We start from the raw sequence: 20,675 nt of genomic DNA, 5'->3' as shown, positions 1-20,675 counted from the left end.
GCTCTATTAAAATTTGTTTTAAGTTTAGCAAAGGACTTCTGAAAAATCAATACCTTTATGAAGGTTCATTTTGAAGAGCCTGAATAATTTCTTCTGCAACACTTAATGGAATGCCTGCCGCATGAAAATCCTCAAGAGTGGCTTCTCTCATTTTCTTGATGGAACCGAATTTTTTCAGCAAAAGTTTTTTCCTTTTTTCACCGACTCCAGGAATGTTATCGAGACTTGATTGAAACATGCCTTTCGCACGCACTTGACGATGAAATGAGATCGCAAACCTGTGGACTTCATCCTGTATACGCTGCAGCAGATAAAATTCCTGGCTGTTTCTGAGCAGCGGTATAATTTCAGGTGGATTTCCCATCAAGAGCTGGGATGTACGGTGCTTATCATCCTTAGCAAGTCCTCCGACCGGGATATCAAGGTTCAGCTCGTTTTCAAGAACATCCTGCGCAGCAGCGATCTGTCCTTTCCCTCCATCAATAATAATCAAATCCGGCAGCTGCCCATTCTCTTTTAAGATGCGGGAGTAACGCCTGCGGACTACTTCTTTCATGGAGGCGTAGTCATCAGGGCCTGTCACCGTTTTAATTTTATATTTCCGGTATTCTTTTTTGTTCGGTTTACCGTCTTCAAATACAATCATCGCAGATACTGGATTTGTCCCATGAATGTTGGAATTATCAAATGCTTCAATCCGGTATGGAGCTGGAATGTTTAATTGCAGCCCCAGATTTCCAACCGCTTTTACCGTACGTTCCTCATCACGCTCGATCAGTGCAAATTTTTCGTGCAGAGCGAGCTGTGCATTCTTCGTTGCAAGTTCAACAAACTCTTTCTTTTGCCCGCGTTTCGGCTGTATCACTTTCACGCCAAGAAGATCCTTGACCAATTGGCCGTCCGCCTCAGGAGGCAGCAAAAGTTCCCGCGGGAGAATATGATTTTTTTGAAGATAAAATTGTCCAATAAACGATAAAAAGTCTTCGATGGCATCTCCATAGAAAGGAAAGAGGGAAACATCACGTTCAATAAGCTTTCCTTGGCGAATAAAGAAGACTTGGACGCACATCCAGCCTTTATCGTAATGAAAACCAAAAACGTCCTTATCCACCATGTCAGCGGTCATCATTTTCTGTTTCTGCATGACCGCATCAATATGCTGGATCTGATCCCTCAGTTCTTTCGCCCGTTCAAAATTAAGGTCTTCCGAAGCAGCCAGCATTTTCTCGGTCAATTCCTCCTTCACTTCAGGAAAGCCTCCGTTCAGAAACTTAACGATTTCATCGACCATCTTCTTGTTCTGTTCTTCGGTAATATCATAAACACATGGGCCGAGGCATTGGCCGATATGGTAATATAGGCAAACTTTGTTAGGCATATGATCACATTTGCGCAACGGATACAGCCGGTCCAGCAGTTTTTTCGTTTCTTGTGCGGCAAAGGCATTAACGAACGGACCAAAGTATTTGCCCTTGTCTTTTCTAATCTTTCTGGTGTACAAGAGCCGGGGCTGCTGTTCAGCAGTAATCTTTAAATACGGATACGTTTTATCATCTTTCAGCATGACATTAAATTTAGGGTCATGTTTTTTGATCAGGTTCATTTCAAGAAGGAGAGCTTCTAGCTCTGAGGAGGTGATGATGTATTCAAAATCGGAAATATTTGCGACTAAACGCTGTGTTTTCCCGTCGTGTGAACCGGTAAAATAAGATCTTACACGGTTTTTTAATACTTTTGCTTTCCCCACATAGATGACTTTTCCGAATTGGTCTTTCATTAAGTAACATCCGGGCTGATCCGGAAGTACAGCCAGCTTCTCTCTAATGGTGTCCACGTTGTCTCTCCCCTCCTTTTTCTATGTAACATCATAGCATGATATCCTTATTTTTGGCAGTTAAAATACAAAATCTGAAACGGTTGTTTTATTCCCGGCAAGCGCAGAAACCCTTACCAAGCAACACGCTGTGCGGGGAACCTTGTATACGAAAATCCAGTACCAAACTTTAATACAAAAAAAGGCCAGCCATTAGAGGCCAGCCTTAATTATGTTCGTTATTATTTGTGTTTGTTTAAAAGCTCGCCAAGCGCTTCTTTCGGCTGGAAACCTACGACTTGGTCAACAACTTCGCCGTCTTTGAAAACGATCAATGTAGGGATGCTCATTACTCCGTATTTTCCGGCTACTTCTTGGTTTTCATCTACGTCAAGTTTAACTACTTTTAAGTCTTCATTTTCACTTGCTAGTTCTTCTAGAACCGGCGCGATCATTTTACAAGGTCCGCACCAAGGTGCCCAAAAATCAGCAAGTACTAGACCTTCACTAGTTTCTTGACTGAACGTTTGATCAGTTGCATTTACGATTGCCATATTAAAATTGCCTCCTTAGTTTCATCGTGTAAAAAGAGTATATCATCAAACCTAATTTACATCTATTTGTTTGCTCAAGATTTATCGTTCCCAACTTGCACTTTAATCAAACCAAATAATTAACCGTGTGGCTGCTTCAAATGCACATCACAATTAAAGAGGGAACATGCCCACTGCCGCTCCACATGATGTAATATACTCACTGACGTATTAACGAGTGAAACATCATACTCATCGCTTGCCAGCAGGCCTTTTAGCATGGTGCCGATGAAAGCGCCGTGGCTGACCACGATGATTTTTTTGCCCTGTTGATGCTGTGTCAGCTCTTCAAGAAATTCGTTTCCTCTTTTTAATACCTGTTCTTTTTTCTCTTTTCCATGTTCCAGGGTACTCCAGTCAGCTCCCCACCGTTTTATACGGGCCTGCTCATCCGTACCTTCCAGCCTGCCAAAGTTAACCTCCTGGATTCGCTTGTCGGTATGAATCGGAAACCCGAGTACCTCTCCGATGATTGAGCCTGTTTCACGGGCACGTGCGAGCTGGCTAGTAAAGACCATATCCCAATGTTCTTTCCCGAACCTTTTTGCTAATGCCACAGCCTGTGCACGCCCTTCTACATTTAATGGAATATCCATGATGCCCTGAATTCTTCTCTCAGCGTTCCAATCGGTTACGCCATGCCTTACAAAAGCAATTGTTGTCACCAGCGTCCACTCATTTCTTTCGTATTTTTCATCATTCATGATGGACTCATTGTATAAAAAGAGGCCGGCTTTGTCAGCCAGCCCAGCCAAATCTTTTATGATTTAACTAAAACATTCTTAAATTCTTCCGTAAGCAACGGTACAACTTCAAACAGATCTCCTACGATGCCGTAGTCTGCAACAGAAAAGATGCTTGCTTCCGGATCTTTGTTAATCGCAACAATAACTTTGGAATTGGACATACCCGCTAAATGCTGGATCGCTCCGGAAATTCCGCAGGCAATGTAAAGGTCAGGTGTAACAACTTTTCCTGTTTGTCCGATTTGAAGAGAGTAGTCACAATAATCGGCATCACACGCACCGCGGGATGCACCGACTGCAGCGCCAAGCACATCAGCCAATTCTTGAAGCGGTTTGAATCCATCTTCGGATTTCACACCGCGTCCTCCGGCAACGATAATTTTTGCTTCAGATAAATCAACGCCTGTAGAAGCTTTGCGGACAACATCTTTAACAATGGTGCGCAGATCCTTCACATCAACCGCTAGAGAAGAAACATCCCCAGAACGGCTTTCGTCTTTTTCAAGCGGAGCAATATTGTTCGGACGGATGGTTACAAATACAAGACCGTCCGTAATTACTTTTTTCTCGAACGCTTTCCCGGAGTAGATTGGACGAGTAAAAACAACATTGTCTCCTGCTTGTTCAAGAGAGGTTACGTCTGAAATCAAACCCGATTGAAGGCGTGCAGCAAGTCTTGGTGAAAGATCCTTACCAAGGGCTGTGTGGCCTAATACCAATCCGTCAGGCTTCTCCTGGCCGATGACTTGAAGCAATGCCTGAACGTATCCGTCTGTAGAATACGTTGATAGCAGGCTGTGCTCAGCAAGAATGACTCGGTCTGCTCCATAATGGACTAAAGACTGTCCCGCTTCATTTAAACCTTCGCCGCAAAGCACGGCAACCACTTCACCTCCAGAGGAAATTTCCTTAGCGGCACCAATGGCCTCGTAGGATACATTTCTTAATTCACCGTCACGGACTTCCGCAAGTACAAGAACTTTTTTAGACATGTAGCATTCCTCCTTATATCACTTTTGCTTCTGAGCGTAGTAATGAAACTAATTCTTTCACTTGGTCGTTGACTTCTCCGCTTAAAATTTTTCCAGCTTCTTTTTTAGGCGGCAAGAATACTTCAACGGTCTTTGTTTTTGCTTCAACATCTTCTTCATCGATATCTAGATCATCGATTTCGAGTGTTTCAAGAGGCTTTTTCTTTGCTTTCATGATCCCTGGCAACGATGGATAGCGAGGTTCGTTCAAACCTTGCTGAGCTGTGACGAGCAAAGGAAGCTTCGTTTCAATTTTCTCAACGTCTCCTTCCACATCACGCTCAATCGCTACGTCCGTTCCATTGATTTCAATTTTCGTAATGGTTGTGACTTGCGGGATTCCCAATAGTTCAGCCAAACGCGGCCCGACTTGTCCGGAACCGTTATCAATCGCAACGTTTCCTCCAAGGATTAGATCATATTCTTTATCCTTGAAAAACTCAGCCAGCACTGCAGATGTTGTATATTGGTCGGAGCTCTCAAGATCTTCGTTATCAATTAAAACGGCTTTGTCTGCACCCATAGCCAACGCTGTACGAAGTTCTTTTTCTGACTCTTCGGTTCCTACGGTTACAACCGTCACTTCACCGCCATGAGCATCTCGAAGGGTAATCGCTTCTTCAATCGCATATTCATCATAAGGATTAATGATATACTCGGCACTATCATGAGAAATCTGTCCGTTAGAAATGCTGATCTTTTCTTCGGTATCAAATGTACGTTTTAAGATTACATAAAGATTCATGCTAATCCCTCCAACTATTTTTTAGTTTTGGCTGTTTTCGTAACCTTTGTTGCTCTTAGGAGTAGTTGATTTCCGTTTCAGTATGCTCGCTTTTACCGGCGTAAACGCCTACTTTCGCGGGGCGCCGGTGTGCCTTACCGGCGCAAGCGCCTACCTCCTCAGCGTATGCGCCTGTGGGTCTCACTTGTCCCGCTTCTCCTGCAGGACAAGGAAGGCTTCTGCAGCGTAATATCGCACGAAGAAAATGTGAAATTCATTTTCGAGGAGTCTCGCACCTTGCACTCTAATCAACTGTCAATGAAAAAAGAGCCTTAGTTTTTAAAATTTGGCTGCCTTTTTTCAACAAAGGCTTGAACTCCTTCTTGTCCATCTTCAGAAACGAAGACTTTTCCGAAATACTCGGATTCTTTCTTTGCCCCCTCGCTGTACTGTCCACGAGCCGCATACTGCAAAAGCTCGAGGGTGTAGCGAATGGACAAGGAACTCTTCGCTGCCGCTTTCGACGCCAGGCTGTAAGCCTTTTCAAAAAGCTCTGCATCAGGATATGCGGCAGTTGCTAACCCCCATTTCACTGCTTCCTCTCCGGTAATCGGGTCAGAAGTAACGAGCATTTCGGCCGCTTTAGCAGTTCCTACGTATCTTGGAAGTCTTTGTGTCCCAGCAAAACCTGGAATCAATCCAAGCTGAAGTTCCGGCAAGCCAAGCTTGGCTTCACTGGAAACGAGCCGGATATGGCATGCCATCGCGAGTTCAAGTCCCCCGCCCAGTGCTGCACCGTGAATAGCTGCGATAATCAGCTTTGGATAATTTTCCATTCGTTCAAAGAGCTGCTGTCCAAAAGCCCCCAAATCAGCAAAATCGGCTTCATTTTCAATCGTTGTAAATTCTTTAATATCTGCTCCAGCCGAAAAGAACCGGCCTTCACCTTTGATCAGGATGACTTTTGTTTCGCTGTCATTCTCCAGTTCTTCAAAGACCGCGGACAATTCGCGGATCAACTGGGTGGACAACGCGTTCGCCGGAGGACGATTCAGTTGAATTGTGGCTATTTTATTCTCTTTTTGAACTTGTAAAAATCCCATTCTCTCACACTCCTTAGTTGAATCTATTCTTGCGCGGGGATAGCCCCTGCATTGTTGCTTAAACCATTAACAAGCATTCGATGTACAGGCTGAGCAAGTGACGGCAAATCATACCTATGATCATTCATAACCCAGTTTGTGGCGGTTTCATCAATGGTTCCAAAAATCATCTGTCGTGCCAGCCGGGTATCCATGTTCTTGTCAAAAGCCCTTTCCTCCATCCCTTCTTTCAGGATGAGGTCGATCAGGGATAAATATCGTTTAAGCACTTCCCCAATCTTTGCCCTTAACGCCCTGTTAGTCTGCCGAAGTTCCAGCTGTGTTACGATAGAAAGCTGGTGGTCAGCATCCAACAGGCAAAAATGCATTTCAATCAGGGTTAACAGTTTTTCAATCGCCGACCCTTTGCTTTTCAGCTCGTTCCCCGTTCTTTCGATAAAGGTTCCCATTTTTTCATTAAAAACAGAAACAAGCAGATCCTCTTTATTTTTAAAATAGAGATAGATCGTCCCATCTGCTACAGACGCCTGCTTTGCAATTTTAGACACTTGGGACTGATGATACCCATGAACTGCAATAACACTAACCGCGGCATCAATTATTTTGTCGTACTTTGGGCCTTTACGTTTCACGATAATCTCCTCACTTCAAAACGAGCTGCTGTAAACTGAATGATTGTTCATTCATAATTTAATTGTAAAACAAGTCGTTTTTTTCTGTCAATTCTATTATTCCTTTGTTTTAACAAAAAAACAAGGACCTTTTTAAAAAAGGTCCCTATATCTCTTGTGTTTCCCGCTCTTTCGCTTTCTCTTCCTCCAATAAAACTCTTCTTAAAATTTTTCCGACCATCGTTTTTGGAAGCTCACTTCTAAATTCATACACCCTTGGTACCTTAAAGGCAGCAAGGTTTTCTCTGCAATATTTGTTAAGCTGATCCTCCGTACAAACGGCGTTCTCTTTCAACACGACAAAAGCTTTTACGGTTTCACCGCGGTACGGATCCGGGATACCAACAACGACGGCTTCCTTTACCGCTTCATGCTCATAAAGAACTTCTTCAATTTCGCGGGGATATATATTATATCCTCCTGCAATGATCAAATCTTTCTTCCGGTCCACGATATAAAAATATCCATTCTCATCCATATATCCCATATCACCGGTCATGAGCCAGTCATTTTTAAAAACAGCAGCTGTTTCCTCCGGCTGATTCCAATACCCTTTCATCACCTGAGGCCCCCGCACCAATAACTCGCCAACTTCCCCAATTTCCGCAAACTCTCCGCGCTCGGTGGAGTAGATGGCCGCTTCTGTATTCGGCCACGGAAGACCGATACTTCCTTTAATCTGCTTTCCATAGATCAGATTGGCATGCGTTACAGGTGAAGCTTCTGTGAGGCCATAGCCTTCCACAAGACTTCCAGAGATGATCGACTGGAACTTCTGCTGAACTTCCATCGGGAGCGGTGCAGAACCACTGATGCAAGCCTGGATGGAAGAAAGGTCATACTTCATTAAATCAGGATGGTTCAGCAACGCAATATACATGGTCGGTGCGCCAGGGAACAATGTTGGACGCTGTTTATGGATCGTCTGCAGCACTTGTTTCGGATCAAAACGCGGAAGGATGATCAGTTTTGCCTGTGTCATGATCGCCTGATTCATCACAACCGTCATGCCATACACATGGAAAAAAGGCAATGCAGCCAGCACAACTTCTTCTCCAACCCGGTGCTTATAAATCCAGATGCTGCATTGTTTCGAATTGACGACCAAATTAGCATGTGTCAGCATCACACCTTTTGCAGGGCCAGTCGTTCCTCCTGTATACTGCAGCAATGCCACATCCTCTTTTGGGTGGACGTCAACAGGGATTCGCCGGTTTTCGCTTTTGCTGATCAGTTCTTTAAACGAGTGGACACTTCCGCCATACTGAACATCAACCACCGTAAATGGCTTTTGTTTTTTCTGAACAAACGGATAGAGCACATTTTTTGGAAATGGCAAATAATCTTTAATGCCCGTCACAATCACATGCTTCAGCTGTGTCAATTCTTTTACAGCAGCTACCCTCGAAAAGAGCTGATCCAGACAAACGATAGCCGCTGCCCCGCTGTCCTCCAGCTGATGGCTCAGTTCTCGTTCCGTATAAAGGGGATTGGTCTGGACCACGATTCCTCCAGCGAGAAGGATGCCATAATAAGCAATAACCGCCTGCGGACAGTTCGGCAGCATAATCGCCACCCGGTCGCCCTTGCCGATTCCGAGTGCAGACAGTCCGTTGGAAAACCGGACAGCACTTTCGTAAAGCTGTTGATACGACATTTCTTTACCTAAAAAATGAAGAGCAACCTTTTCTGGGTTTTTAATAGCTGCTTCTTCTAAATACGTGAATAAAGGTTGTTCTTTATACTCAACCTCACTGGGGATTTCTGGTGGATAATGGTTAAGCCATCTTCTTTCCACTTTTATCTCCTCCTTAATTCACGCCTTTCTTAAAAAAACTCTCTCATACTTCATTATAAATGAAAACGCATTCAATTTAATATATTTTTTTAAAAATTAAAAATTTCATAGTGCTTTTGGCACTTTTTTGCGGGGATGATGCAGTTTTTCCCGCTGCATACTAAACAATAAAGCAAAGGAGGGAACAGTATGACTCATTCAAAAGCGAGAAGAGATGGGGCTTTGAAAGCCGGTAAAGAAACACAGAATCCACATGGCAAAATCAAATCACAGCAGGAAATCTCGAGTGAAATCGGCATGAAAGACACCAATCAGCTGACCGCACAACCAGCAGATTATGATGAAATCGAATACTGAGTAACATCGGCAGGTTTCGCTTTCCTTCGAGCCCGCACGGTTTACTATAATCATGTTTTGGCGGGTGAATTTTTATTTTGGACAGTATTTTCTTTATTACGGCGGGTAAATGCCTCATTTTCGCGGGTATTTCCACTGCCACTTTAAAAAAACATATAAAAAACCAGCCTAGAGGCTGGTTTTTTGCTAAAAAGCAGCAGAAATGCAGCTTTCATTCAATTCCATTCCATTATGATAAGAAAAGTAAATAAACAATGCCGAAAAGAATAAAAATTCCGCTGCAAATGAATAAAACTTTCCATAACGTATCCATTGATGCTTCACTCCTATTCAATCCCTGAACCGATCACGAACGACAGGCCAATGGATATGACCATGGAGATCAGGCCCACTGCGCGATTATCGTTTTCGATCTCTTCATCAATGTTAAATCTCGGGGTTAAAAATTCAAAGATAAAATAACCGGCAAGAAGCAGAACAAATCCGAACAGACCCCAAGCCATCATCTGAGGAAGTGAATCGTTCTGTGCGATGGAATAGCGAAAAATATTGGCGATGCCGAATATTTTCCCTCCGGTTGCCATCGCTACGGCCAGGTTGCCTTTTTTAATCTCCACCCAGTTCTCATACCGGGTGACCATTTCAAATACTGCCAGAAAAATAACGAGGAACAGTACGACTACGCTGTAATATGCCGCCGTTTGGATAAACGGATTGTGGGATACGTCCATCTCTAACCTCCAATTATTTTAATAGCGCAACGGTTATGCCGCTTCCACCTTCATTTGCCGCTCCCATGCGTGTCGATTTAACGTTGGGATGTGATTTGAGCAGCTGCTGGACACCGGAGCGCAGAGCACCGGTTCCTTTCCCATGAATAATAGAAACTTGAGGATATCCGGCTAACATCGCTTCATCCAAATACTTATCCACTTCTAGCATCGCATCCTCATACCGCTTGCCGCGGAGATCAAGTTCAGGACGGACCGAGTCATCGCTTCCCTGCACTTTTACAAACGATCTCGGCTCTGGTTTTTTCTCTTTCGTCTGTTTGATCAATTCAAGGTCGCTGAGTGATACGTTCATTTTTAAAATACCGATCTGTACCTGATATTCGTTGTTGCTGACTTTATTGATAATATGGCCTTTTTGGCCGAAACTCAGCACTTTCACTTCATCGCCTGGTTTAAACGAAGCAGATTTCGGTTTGGAAGCTGCTGCCTTTTTCTTCTTCGACCGAAGAGCAGGCGTTGCTTCCTCCAGCTTTTTACGGGCATCGATCAATCGGTGTTCCTTCACATTGCCCGCTTCTTTCTGATATTCTTTAAGTTCTTTAATGACTTCTTCAGCGGTCCTTCGTGCATTCGCTACAGCTTCTTCCGCTTTTCGCTCCGCTTCTTCAAGCAATCGGTCACGATCCCGCTCCAGATGCTGAAGTTCTGCTTCCAGCTCAGCTTTTAGCTGTTCGGCTTCCTGCCTGATTTTAATGGCATTCTCCCGTTCTTCTTCTGCACGCTTTTGGTTATCCTCAAGCGAACGGATCATGTTATCAATCTTGTTGTCCTCATCACTGATTTGCGATTTGGCTTCATCAATAATGGAGGGCTCCAAACCGAGGCGTCTGGAAATCTCAAAGGCGTTGCTTCTGCCCGGAACTCCGATCAGCAGTTTGTAGGTCGGCCGCAGCGTCTCCACGTTAAATTCAACGCTCGCATTGATGACGCCATCGCGGTTATAAGCATAAGCCTTCAACTCACTGTAGTGGGTGGTTGCGATTACTTTCGCTCCCCGTTCAAACACATAATCAAGGATGGAGATAGCAAGTGCCGCTCCTTCCTGTGGATCAGTTCCAGCTCCAAGTTCATCAAACAGAACCAGGCTTTTAAAATTCACTGTTTTCAGGATATCGACAATGTTCACCATATGTGAGGAGAACGTACTTAATGACTGTTCAATCGATTGCTCATCACCGATGTCGGCATGAATGGCTTCAAACACCGTCATCTCAGACTCTTCTTCTGCAGGAACCTGAAGTCCGGATTGGGCCATTAACGATAACAGGCCGATCGTTTTTAAAGTAACCGTTTTACCCCCTGTATTGGGACCGGTGATGATCAATGATTGAAAAGCACCGCCAAGCTCCACATCGATTGGTACTACAGCGTCCTGATCGATGAGCGGATGCCTCGCTTTACGGAGAGAGATGTATTCTCTGTCGTTCATGATTGGTTTCGTCGCCTTCAGTTCACGGCTGTACTGCGCTTTTGCAAAAATAAAATCAATCTCTGCCAGAATCTTCACATTATGAGCTAAGGCTTCAGCTGATTCCCCGACCAGCAATGAAAGTTCTTTTAAAATCTTTTCAATCTCTCTTGCTTCTTTAGCTTTCGCATCTTTCAGCTGATTATTGATCGCAACCACAGCTTGAGGCTCAATAAAGAGTGTGGCTCCTGAAGAGGACTGGTCATGTACCATACCACCAAAGCTGCCGCGGTATTCCTGTTTAACAGGCAGCACGAAGCGGTCATTTCGAATCGTGATGATCGCATCGGATAGCATTTTTTGATAGCTCGAGGAACGGACCATACTTTCCAATTTCTCACGCACTCTAGCCTCGAACGTGCGCAGCTGGCTTCTAATTGTACGCAAAGCCGGACTGGCACTGTCCATAACATGGCCGTTGTCGTCTATGCAAGCTTTAATCTCCTGCTCCAGTTCAATCAGCGGTTCAATCTGCGCAACAAGGCTTTCAAGGATCGGCAGTTCAATTCCATCCTCCACCATTCCCTCTGTAAACCGCTTAAAGCGCCTGCCGCCATATATTGTAGTCGCAATATCGAGAAGTTCATCCGTATTCAGCAGCCCGCCAATCTGCGACCTCTTCAGGCTTGCACGGATATCTCGTATTCCGCCAAGCGGTGCCTGCCCTTTTAACCGGAGGACTTTTGCACCTTCATCTGTGCTGTCCTGCCAATGGCTGATCTCGGCAAAATTTACAGAAGGCTGAAGCTGTTCAACCTTTTGTTTGCCCAGACTTGAACTTGCGTGTTTTTTTAACTGCTCAATGATTTTTGTATATTCTAAGACTCGAAGTACTCGTTCTTGCAAAATTAGTTCCTCCTCCCAGGAGACGTTCTATTCTTTTTTATCATTTCGTTTTAAAAAGGAAGTTAACTCATCAAGTGTCATTGCGTTCAGGACGTTTTCCCGGCGAATATAGCCCTTTCTCGCCACAGAAACTCCTATGTCCATATGCCCCAGAGTATCGCGGTAATGGGCATCCGTATTGATCGTGATTTTTACACCTTTATCCTGTGCTTTCTTAAGCCATTCAGGGGCCAGATCGAGCCGGCTCGGATGAGCGTTCAGTTCAAGGGCTGTATTGGTTTCAGCTGCTACATCGATGAGCATCTCCAAATCAACATCATACCCGGGACGCCTTCCGATAATTCTTCCCGTCGGATGGGCAATAATGTCCACATGATGGCTTTTGAGCGCTGTCTTCATCCTCTTCATGATCGTCTCTCTGTTTTGAGAAAAAGATGAATGGATGGAGGCGATCACAAGGTCCATTTCAGCCAGGAGGTCGTCATCAAAATCGAGTGTTCCATCCGGCAGAATGTCCATCTCAACGCCTGCCAGAATTTTAAAATCACTATATTTCCCGTTCAGCCTGTCAATCTCTTTCCGCTGCTCACGAAGCCGCTCTGCTGTAAGGCCGTTGGCTACCCTTAAATACTGAGAATGATCGGTAATTGCCATGAACGAGTATCCTTTTTTCCTTGCTGCTTCTGCCATTTCTTCAATCGTGTTGGCCCCGTCGCTCCATGTGGAGTGCATATGCAGATCTCCTTGGATATCCTCCTGTTCAATCAGCCGCTGAGGTTCACGAAACTTTTCAAGTTCATCCCCGCCCTCACGCACTTCCGGCGGAATCCACTGAAGTCCAAAGTGTCCATAGAATTCTTCTTCAGTGGAAAAGGTCGTTATCTCACCTGTTTCTATATTTTCAACACCATATTCGCTGATTTTTTCATGGCGTTCTTTCGCCAGCTGCCTCATCTTCACGTTATGTTCCATGGAACCGGTAAAATGATGCAAGGCAGAGGCATACTGCTCTTGGGATACGAGCCTGAAATCGACTGAAACGGGATAATCATAATGAAATTGGAGTGAAACTTTTGTATCTCCTTTTGCGATGATATCCGTAACGCCTTCCAGCTGGACGAGCTGTTTTTTCACCTTAGCCGCATCGGAAACTGCGAGAATAAAATCCAGATCCTTGATCGTCTCACGAAAACGGCGGAGGCTGCCTGCCAAGGAAAACTTCAGAATACCTTTTATATCTTTCAGCTGTTCTTCAATTTTTTCTGCGACCGGAAGCATAAATGCAATCGGAAGCCGTTCAGGGCGCTTACCGAGATCCTCGATCGCTGCCAGTATTTTCTCTTCTGTTTTTGTTCCGAACCCTGCGAGACCTCTAACTTTTTCTTTTTCACACGCTTCTTTAAGGCCCTTGATGTCCGTTACTCCGAGCTCCTGATATAGCTTCGCAATTTTTTTCCCGCCAAGCCCCGGTAGGTCGAGCATGGTCAGAAGGCCTGAAGGAACCGCTGCCTGCAATTCTTCAAGCAGCGATGATTTGCCTGTCTCAAGAAGTTCAGTAATGACAGTAGCCGTCCCTTTTCCAATCCCTTTTAATTTGGACGGATCCCCGATCTGCTCCATGTTCCGGTCATCCGATTCCAACGCTTGAGCCGCTCTTCGGTAAGCCGAAGTTTTAAAGGAGTTCTCGCCTTTGATCTCTAAATAAACGGCGATCATTTCAAGGACATTAACAACCTGCTTCTTATTCAAATGAACACCCTCTTTCACAAGACTTGTACCGCATTGCCGATTACTGTGGACGGTAAAAAAACTTCTCTGTTAAAGAGAAGTTTTACCCCATATTTTTTGACCATAAATCTTTAATCGTTTCAGAGAATACTGGAGTATTTTCAACCATTCCCTGTCCGATAAAGGAATCCTGGTAAGCCGTATGAATGGAACCAGACGGAATCAACGAAGCGACATATAGCAATAAGAATAAAATCAGATAAACTTCGATTAATCCCAGGACTCCTCCGAGCCAGCGGTTTACCGTGCGGAGCAGCGGCAGGTCAGCAATAAAGTTAAGCATGTTTCCTACGATCTGCAAGATGATCTTCGTTCCGAAGAACAAGAGAGCAAAGGCGATGGCACGATAGTATACATCCTCTAAGGAAATGCTGCTCAGTATCGTTGACATCGGGCTGTCATTACCGATCGAAGGATATGGAATCCACAATTTTAAATGAGGCGCCAAGTCGTCAAAATATAGATAAGCCACCACGTAAGCCGCTATAAACCCAACGAGATGAACAACCTGCATGACCAAACCTCGTTTCAGTCCGATAAAAAAGCCGGCAATCAATATAACAATTAAAATAATATCTAGCATTTATTTATCCTCTTTCCTAATCTGCTGTTGCAATTTTTCCAGCTCTTCTTTAGTCTTTAAGTATTCGTTCATCAGATTAACAGCTGTCAGAACGGCAAGCTGTTTCGTATCCAATACTGCATTATATTGCTGGATATCCCGCATCTTTTCGTCAACCATAGCAGCTACCGAACGAATGTGGCTGGAAGTCTCAGTTCCTATTACTGTGTATTTTTGACCAAAGATTTCTACAATGGTCCTTGCTTTCATATTGTCTTCCGCCACGAAATTACCTCCAATCATAGTTCCACTTGCAAAAAAGCTATGAACTCTAATCATTATCTTAACAGAAAGCGAACGGTTATGAAAATATTTGTTCTAAAACCAGCTATCATTTTATCCAAATTCTACTAAAAAATAAAACGAAAGAAAAGGAACATGAAGATGGCAAATACTGTATTAAAAGTAACATCCCAAGAGATCAATAAAATGAAGGAAGCTTACAAAGCATACATCCAGCCTTCTTCCCCGCCTGGCAGCATATTTACGGCTAAGCCTGCAGGCTGCACGGTAACGGCCTATAAATCAGGCAAGGTTCTTTTTCAGGGAAAGACAGCTGAAATCGAGGCTGGAAAATGGGGTTCTCCTCCACCCGCAGCTTCTCCGAAACCAGCTAAAGCAAAGCCGCCCCATGCCTTTGCTCCTCCCGAAAACGTGAGTACACTCTCTCTTATTGGAAGCGATGAAGTGGGAACGGGAGATTACTTTGGCCCGATTACCGTCGTGGCCTCCTATGTTCCAGCGGCACAGCTTGAACTGCTAAAAGAACTTGGAGTAAAGGATTCAAAGTTTCTGAACGACAAACAGATCGTATCCATCGCCAAGGACCTTCTGCATACCATCCCTTACAGCCTGCTCGTCCTTCCCAACAGGAGGTACAATGAACTTCAGGCAAAAGGGATGAGCCAAGGAAAAATGAAAGCTCTTCTGCATAATAAAGCTCTTCTTAACATGCTGGAAAAAACAAAAGACTTCCACGTGGACGGTATATTGATCGATCAGTTCTGCGAGCCGGGCGTTTATTATAATTATCTCTCAAGAGAGGGAAACATCGTAAAAGATAAAGTCTTCTTTGCTACAAAAGGCGAATCGCTTCATCTGTCCGTGGCCGCCTCATCCATTCTCGCCCGCTATGCTTTTATTAAAGAGATGGATAAAATCAGTGCTAAAACAGGCATTGAGATCCCGAAAGGCGCCGGCAGCAAAGTGGATCTAAAAGCAGCGGAAATGATCCGCAAGTATGGTGCAGATTATCTGACTGACATCGCAAAGATTCATTTTGCCAACACAAAAAAAGCACTCAATCTAGCAAAAAGCAAACGGAACTAAGCTTCATTCCAAAAAGCTCTTTTCTAAAAGATTGTTGCTTTGTGAAGATTTTTGTAAAGATTCTTCATTGACAAGTTGATTGGAGTGCAAGGTGCGAGACTCCAGCGGGACGCGCGTGACAGGTGAAACCCGCAGGCGCTTGCGCCGAGGGGTTCAGCGCACGCCCCGCGGAAAGCGAGCAGCCTGGAACGGAAATCAACCACCCTCAAGAGCATCAAAGGTTGCGAAAACAGCTTTCCAAAAATAAAACCCGCAGTCTCAAGAGAGACATGCGGGTTTCTGTTTGGCTTACTATTTTCGAAGCTCAGCTCCAAAACGTTCTTCCAGACTGCGCAGGATGTTATCATGAGCTTTTGTCACTTCTTCATCCGTAAGTGTACGTTCCGGATCAAAATATTTCAAAGAAAAGGCGAGTGATTTTTTGCCTTCTTCCATATGTTCTCCTTCGTACAGATCAAACAGGCTGCTTTCCTTGAGGAGAGCTCCTCCCGCTTCATAAATCACAGTGTTTAAGTCTCCTGCAGGCAGGTTCTTATCAACCACCAATGCAATATCCCGTGTAATGGAAGGGAATCTAGGAAGCGGCTGATAAACGGTAGGTTCTACCGTGGCCTGGATAAGCTGATCCAGATCCAATTCAAACACGTACGTCTCGTTTAAATCCCACTCTTTTTGAGTTCCAGGATGAATCTGGCCGATCAAGCCGATGGTGATGCTGTCGAGTTTAATTACTGCTGTTCTTCCAGGATGCATCCCTTTCAAACTTTCGCTTTCAAAGGTGATACGGCTGTACAATCCGAGTTCTTCGAATAACCCTTCAAGGATTCCTTTGGCAACAAAGAAGTCTGTTTTCTTCTTTTCACCCTGCCAAGGATGGATATTCCACAAGCCTGTCAGTGCACCGGAGAGATATGTTTTCTCTTCAGGCAGAACAGAGATCTGCTGTTCGTAGGCAAAGAAGACAGAACTGATTTCAAAGACACCTACATCATCAATTGAACGGTGATGATTGTGGCGCACTACTTCAAGAAGCTGCGGAATCAGTGTACTGCGAAGAGTGCTGCGCTCCTCGCTCATCGGGTGGGAAACCGAGATGGTTTGAACGTTTTCCTGCTCCTCCTTCACAAAAGAGAAACTGGTTGATTTTTCAGGAGTCGTCAGTGCATATGTTACAGCCTGATAGAGCCCGGCGCCTTCAAGATAACGCATAACCTTTCTGCGAGCTGCCTGATAGGGGCTCAATCCTCCTGGACGGCCTTCCGTTACAAGGTACGTTGTCGGAATACGGTCATAACCGTAGATTCTTCCCACTTCCTCTACAAGATCCGCATCGATGGTAATATCCGGCCTTCGGGCTGGAACGGTAACCTTGAATGTTTCTCCTTGTACCTCAAATTGGAAACGAAGTCTCGTAAAGATTTCACTGATCTGTTCGTTTTTAATAGAAGTTCCGAGCAAGCTGTTAATCCTTGTTTGGGTGACTTCAGCTCTTCCTTCACTTACCAAGCGTTCGCCATCTTCTACGATGCCTTCTGCCACTTCTCCTCCGGCATATTTCGCCATTAAGGAAGCCGCACGTTGAGCAGCCTCATATACACGGTTGCGGTCGATGCCTTTTTCATAGCGTGCACTTGCTTCACTTCGAAGTCCAAGATCCTTGGATGCTGCTCTTACACGCTGTCCTTCAAAATAAGCAGCTTCCAGCAGTACAGTCGTCGTATCTTCCTGAACTTCTGATGTTGCTCCGCCCATTACACCGGCCACAGCAACAGGTACTTCTCCATTGGTGATCACAAGATGGCTGCTGTTTAAAATTCGTACAGCATCATCAAGCGTCACAATTTCTTCTCCGTCCTTCGCCCGGCGGATAACTACTTCCATTGATCCGAAACGGTCATAGTCAAAGGCGTGGAGCGGCTGTCCGTATTCGAGCAATACGTAGTTCGTTATATCGACCACATTATTGATTGGACGGATTCCTGCTGCAATCAAACGGTTTTGCAGCCAAAGAGGTGATGGCGCGATCGTAACATTCTTGATCACCATAGCTCCGTAGTAAGGATTATCTTCTTTTGCATCAACTTTTACCGAAATATAATCTGAAGCTTTTTCAGCTGTATAATCTACGGAAACTTCAGGAAGACGAAGCTCCTCATTTAGAATGGCAGCAACCTCGTAAGCCACACCAATCATGTTTAAGCAGTCGGCACGGTTTGGTGTCAATCCGAGTTCAAGAACATAGTCATCCAGGTTCAAATAACTCAAGGCATCGCTGCCAACTTTTGCATCGGAAGGCATAACGAAAATCCCTGTTGAATACTCTTTCGGCACCAATTTCGTTTCCACACCAAGTTCAGTAAGTGAACAGATCATTCCATGAGACGCTTCTCCGCGAAGTTTCGCTTTCTTAATCTTGAAGTTTCCAGGAAGTACAGCACCTACTTGCGCTACCGGCACTTTTTGGCCAGCAGCCACGTTTGGAGCACCGCACACGATTTGTAACTGGTCTTCTTCACCGATGTCGACTTTACAGACACGGAGTTTATCGGCATTTGGATGCTGAACACATTCCAGCACATGTCCGACGACCACTCCTGTAATCCCTTTGTTGAGGGATTCCACGATTTCTACTTCAATTCCGCTTTTCGTAATTTTTTCACCAAGCTCTGCAGCACTGATATTAATATTTACATACTCTTTCAGCCAGTTATATGAAACTAACACAGGGTTCCCCTCCTTATGCCTTTTTAAATTGTTTTAAGAAACGAAGATCGTTTGTGTAAAAATGACGGATATCATCAATGCCATACTTCAGCATCGCAATCCGTTCAGGGCCCATTCCAAATGCAAACCCTGTATATTTCTTAGAGTCGAAGCCTGCCATCTCCAATACGTTCGGATGGACCATACCTGCTCCAAGGATCTCAATCCAGCCAGTATGCTTACAGATCGAGCAGCCTTTTCCACCACATTTAAAACAGGAAATATCCATCTCGACAGACGGTTCTGTGAATGGGAAAAAACTTGGGCGCAATCGGATTTTGCGCTCTTCGCCGAACATTTTTTTAGCGAAGGTTTCAAGAACACCTTTTAAGTCACTCAAGCGGACATTCTCATCGACGACAAGTCCTTCGATCTGCATGAACTGATGAGAGTGAGTCGCATCATCGTCATCCCTTCTGTACACTTTCCCCGGAGAAATTATTTTTACCGGGCCTCTGCCGTGATGTTTTTCCATCGTTCTTGCCTGCACCGGTGAAGTCTGTGTACGAAGCAGAATGTCTTCTGTAATAAAGAATGAATCCTGCATGTCTCTTGCCGGATGTCCTTTCGGAAGGTTCAGTGCTTCAAAATTGTAATAATCGGTTTCCACTTCAGGGCCTTCTGCCACCGTGAAGCCCATCGTTAAGAAAAGATCTTCAATCTCTTCAACGACTGCCGTTAACGGATGAGAGTTCCCCTTTCTGACCGGCCGGCCCGGAAGTGTAACATCGATCGATTCTTTTTTCAGCTTTTCTTCAATAGCGGCCTGTTCCATCTGGCTGATTTTCGTATCAAGCGCAGCTGTGATCGCATCCCTTACTTCATTCGCATAAGCCCCAATAACAGGACGTTCTTCCGGAGATAGTTTCCCCATCCCTTTCAGTACTTCTGTGATCGGCCCTTTTTTACCCAAATAAGATACTTTGATGTCCTGTAATTCTTTCAGCTCATTTGCTTGCTGAATTTTTACCAATGCTTCTTCCTTTAATGCCTGCAATCGGTCCTGCATAACATCTTGCCTCCTTTAGAAATAAAAAAACCCCGTCCATAAAAGGGACGAGGATTCGCGGTACCACCCAGATTAATCAAGAATTCAGGCCAACGCCATCATACTTGTTCACTTCGTTTTCATAACGGACTTGGTCCGGTCCACCCTACTTGCAGGTTCAGGCGACTGCTCAGGAGCGAATTCGATAAATTCTACCGGAGAAACACTTTCAGTCAAGGTGTTTCCTCCCTTTGCCGGCGAGCTCTTATTTACTACTCTCCATCGATGCATTTTATTCATGCAGTTGTCTTCTTATTATAGTTGAACTTCCTTATCTGTGCAATTGCCAATCTATTTTATAATGTATTCCTTTTTGTTATTTCCTGTTCTTCTGGAGTTCATACAGCATGATTCCAGCCGCAACAGCAACGTTTAGTGATTCAGCATTCCCGAACATCGGGATATAGACAAGCTGGTCTGCGGATTCCATAATTTCCATCCTCACTCCGCTGCCTTCGTTTCCTACAACGAGCGCAAACGTTCCTGAAGATTGCACGTCATGCAATGATTGGGCACCTTTTAGTGCAGAAACGAAAACAGGTACCTGTTCCTGTCTGCACGCTGCGATCCAATCCTGAAGATTTCCTTTTACAACGGGAAGGTGGAACAGCGAACCTTGTGTAGAGCGAAGAACCTTGCTGTTATAAACATCGACAGTTCCTTCACCAAGCACAATCCCATCCAGACCTGCAGCGTCTGCGGTTCTAATTATTGTACCAAGGTTTCCAGGATCCTGAACGCCGTCCACAAGCAGGTATTTTCCGCCGGTTTTTACTTGTAACTCCTTTGAACTCATACGGCAAATTGCCATAACTCCCTGCGGATGTTCAGTATCACTTAGGATTCCCATGATTTTTTTTGAAACTACCCATGGGTTCAGGCGAAGCTGTTCCCATTCATTCGGCATCGGGTAGGATTCCTCTATAATCAGATGAGCAATCTGGACGTTATGGTTCATTGCTTCTTCAATCAGATGAGGCCCTTCAATAATGTATTGTCCTAATTTATCTCGTTCTTTTCTCGTGTATAGTTTTTTCCATTGTTTTATGGAAGCATTTTGTTCTGATTCAATCCGTTTCATTTGATTCAACCATCCTTTAATCTCTTTCAACTTTTTTTATTATATCTTCAAAATGATACATAATCCATCGGCCCTTAATAAAAACTAGGAAATAGTCACA

The 20,675-nt window shown here is 44.5% G+C and carries 18 protein-coding genes and 1 other annotated feature; of the genes, 2 read left to right on the top strand and 16 right to left on the bottom strand.

Annotation, left to right across the window (positions count from 1 at the left end):
* Positions 1-55: 55 nt before the first annotated feature.
* The 8 genes from uvrC to OKX00_RS07825 form a co-directional block, all read right to left on the bottom strand.
* Positions 56-1,777, bottom strand: a complete 1,722-nt coding sequence (uvrC, locus tag OKX00_RS07860) for an excinuclease ABC subunit UvrC (protein ID WP_265410496.1) — start codon at positions 1,775-1,777, stop codon at positions 56-58.
* A 278-nt stretch (positions 1,778-2,055) separates the two neighbouring features.
* The gene (trxA, locus tag OKX00_RS07855; RefSeq protein WP_053357633.1) at positions 2,056-2,367 is read right to left on the bottom strand and encodes a thioredoxin; all 312 of its coding nucleotides are present in this window, start codon (positions 2,365-2,367) and stop codon (positions 2,056-2,058) included.
* Positions 2,368-2,486: 119 nt separating this feature from the next.
* Complete coding sequence (locus OKX00_RS07850) at positions 2,487-3,110, bottom strand: histidine phosphatase family protein (RefSeq protein WP_265410023.1); 624 nt, start codon at positions 3,108-3,110, stop codon at positions 2,487-2,489.
* Positions 3,111-3,166: 56 nt separating this feature from the next.
* On the bottom strand, positions 3,167-4,144 hold the full coding sequence (locus OKX00_RS07845) for an electron transfer flavoprotein subunit alpha/FixB family protein (RefSeq protein WP_053357632.1): 978 nt from the start codon (positions 4,142-4,144) through the stop codon (positions 3,167-3,169).
* A 13-nt stretch (positions 4,145-4,157) separates the two neighbouring features.
* A complete protein-coding gene (locus tag OKX00_RS07840) occupies positions 4,158-4,928 on the bottom strand; it encodes an electron transfer flavoprotein subunit beta/FixA family protein (RefSeq protein ID WP_053357631.1) in 771 nt (256 codons plus the stop codon).
* A gap of 311 nt (positions 4,929-5,239) precedes the next feature.
* Positions 5,240-6,010: an enoyl-CoA hydratase gene (locus OKX00_RS07835; protein ID WP_265410022.1), complete on the bottom strand. Its 771-nt coding sequence runs from the start codon at positions 6,008-6,010 to the stop codon at positions 5,240-5,242.
* Positions 6,011-6,033: 23 nt separating this feature from the next.
* The gene (locus OKX00_RS07830) at positions 6,034-6,642 is read right to left on the bottom strand and encodes a fatty acid metabolism transcriptional regulator FadR (protein WP_053357629.1); all 609 of its coding nucleotides are present in this window, start codon (positions 6,640-6,642) and stop codon (positions 6,034-6,036) included.
* A 145-nt stretch (positions 6,643-6,787) separates the two neighbouring features.
* Complete coding sequence (locus OKX00_RS07825; protein WP_322114353.1) at positions 6,788-8,479, bottom strand: AMP-binding protein; 1,692 nt, start codon at positions 8,477-8,479, stop codon at positions 6,788-6,790.
* 189 nt (positions 8,480-8,668) lie between these two features.
* Here OKX00_RS07825 and OKX00_RS07820 point away from each other — a divergent pair, with 189 nt between their 5' ends.
* Positions 8,669-8,836, top strand: coding sequence for a DUF6254 family protein (locus tag OKX00_RS07820; protein WP_175501797.1), 168 nt, complete (start codon positions 8,669-8,671; stop codon positions 8,834-8,836).
* Positions 8,837-9,162: 326 nt separating this feature from the next.
* On the opposite strand, the gene OKX00_RS07815 is transcribed toward OKX00_RS07820, so the two are convergent.
* The 5 genes from OKX00_RS07815 to zapA form a co-directional block, all read right to left on the bottom strand.
* The gene (locus OKX00_RS07815; protein ID WP_053357627.1) at positions 9,163-9,567 is read right to left on the bottom strand and encodes a DUF350 domain-containing protein; all 405 of its coding nucleotides are present in this window, start codon (positions 9,565-9,567) and stop codon (positions 9,163-9,165) included.
* A 13-nt stretch (positions 9,568-9,580) separates the two neighbouring features.
* Positions 9,581-11,944: an endonuclease MutS2 gene (locus OKX00_RS07810; RefSeq protein WP_265410021.1), complete on the bottom strand. Its 2,364-nt coding sequence runs from the start codon at positions 11,942-11,944 to the stop codon at positions 9,581-9,583.
* Positions 11,945-11,971: 27 nt separating this feature from the next.
* Positions 11,972-13,660 (bottom strand): DNA polymerase/3'-5' exonuclease PolX, encoded by a 1,689-nt coding sequence (polX, locus tag OKX00_RS07805; RefSeq protein ID WP_265410494.1) that lies wholly within the window; start codon positions 13,658-13,660, stop codon positions 11,972-11,974.
* 115 nt (positions 13,661-13,775) lie between these two features.
* Positions 13,776-14,315 carry a CvpA family protein gene (locus OKX00_RS07800; protein ID WP_265410020.1) on the bottom strand — a complete coding sequence of 180 codons (540 nt, stop codon included), beginning with the start codon at positions 14,313-14,315 and terminating at the stop codon, positions 13,776-13,778.
* Positions 14,316-14,597, bottom strand: coding sequence for a cell division protein ZapA (zapA, locus tag OKX00_RS07795; protein WP_062233959.1), 282 nt, complete (start codon positions 14,595-14,597; stop codon positions 14,316-14,318). It abuts the gene before it with no gap.
* Positions 14,598-14,738: 141 nt separating this feature from the next.
* Between zapA and rnhC the strand changes: the two genes are divergently transcribed.
* On the top strand, positions 14,739-15,683 hold the full coding sequence (gene rnhC, locus OKX00_RS07790) for a ribonuclease HIII (RefSeq protein WP_265410019.1): 945 nt from the start codon (positions 14,739-14,741) through the stop codon (positions 15,681-15,683).
* A 291-nt stretch (positions 15,684-15,974) separates the two neighbouring features.
* Here the strand turns inward: rnhC and pheT are convergent, their stop codons facing one another.
* The 3 genes from pheT to OKX00_RS07775 all read right to left on the bottom strand — a co-directional run bounded on the left by pheT (position 15,975) and on the right by OKX00_RS07775 (position 20,575).
* Positions 15,975-18,407 (bottom strand): phenylalanine--tRNA ligase subunit beta, encoded by a 2,433-nt coding sequence (gene pheT, locus OKX00_RS07785; protein WP_265410018.1) that lies wholly within the window; start codon positions 18,405-18,407, stop codon positions 15,975-15,977.
* A 13-nt stretch (positions 18,408-18,420) separates the two neighbouring features.
* Positions 18,421-19,455 carry a phenylalanine--tRNA ligase subunit alpha gene (gene pheS, locus OKX00_RS07780; RefSeq protein ID WP_053357621.1) on the bottom strand — a complete coding sequence of 345 codons (1,035 nt, stop codon included), beginning with the start codon at positions 19,453-19,455 and terminating at the stop codon, positions 18,421-18,423.
* Between the two features lie 40 nt (positions 19,456-19,495).
* Positions 19,496-19,729, bottom strand: a binding site (T-box leader).
* Positions 19,730-19,810: 81 nt separating this feature from the next.
* Positions 19,811-20,575, bottom strand: coding sequence for a TrmH family RNA methyltransferase (locus tag OKX00_RS07775; protein WP_265410017.1), 765 nt, complete (start codon positions 20,573-20,575; stop codon positions 19,811-19,813).
* Between the last annotated feature and the right edge of the window lie 100 nt (positions 20,576-20,675).

Origin of the sequence: Fictibacillus sp. KU28468 (assembly GCF_026153615.1) — a bacterium.
GTDB lineage: Bacteria > Bacillota > Bacilli > Bacillales > Fictibacillaceae > Fictibacillus_C > Fictibacillus_C marinisediminis.
The sequence above is the reverse complement of the archived record's forward strand: the minus strand, read 5'-3'. Positions and strand labels throughout refer to the sequence as shown.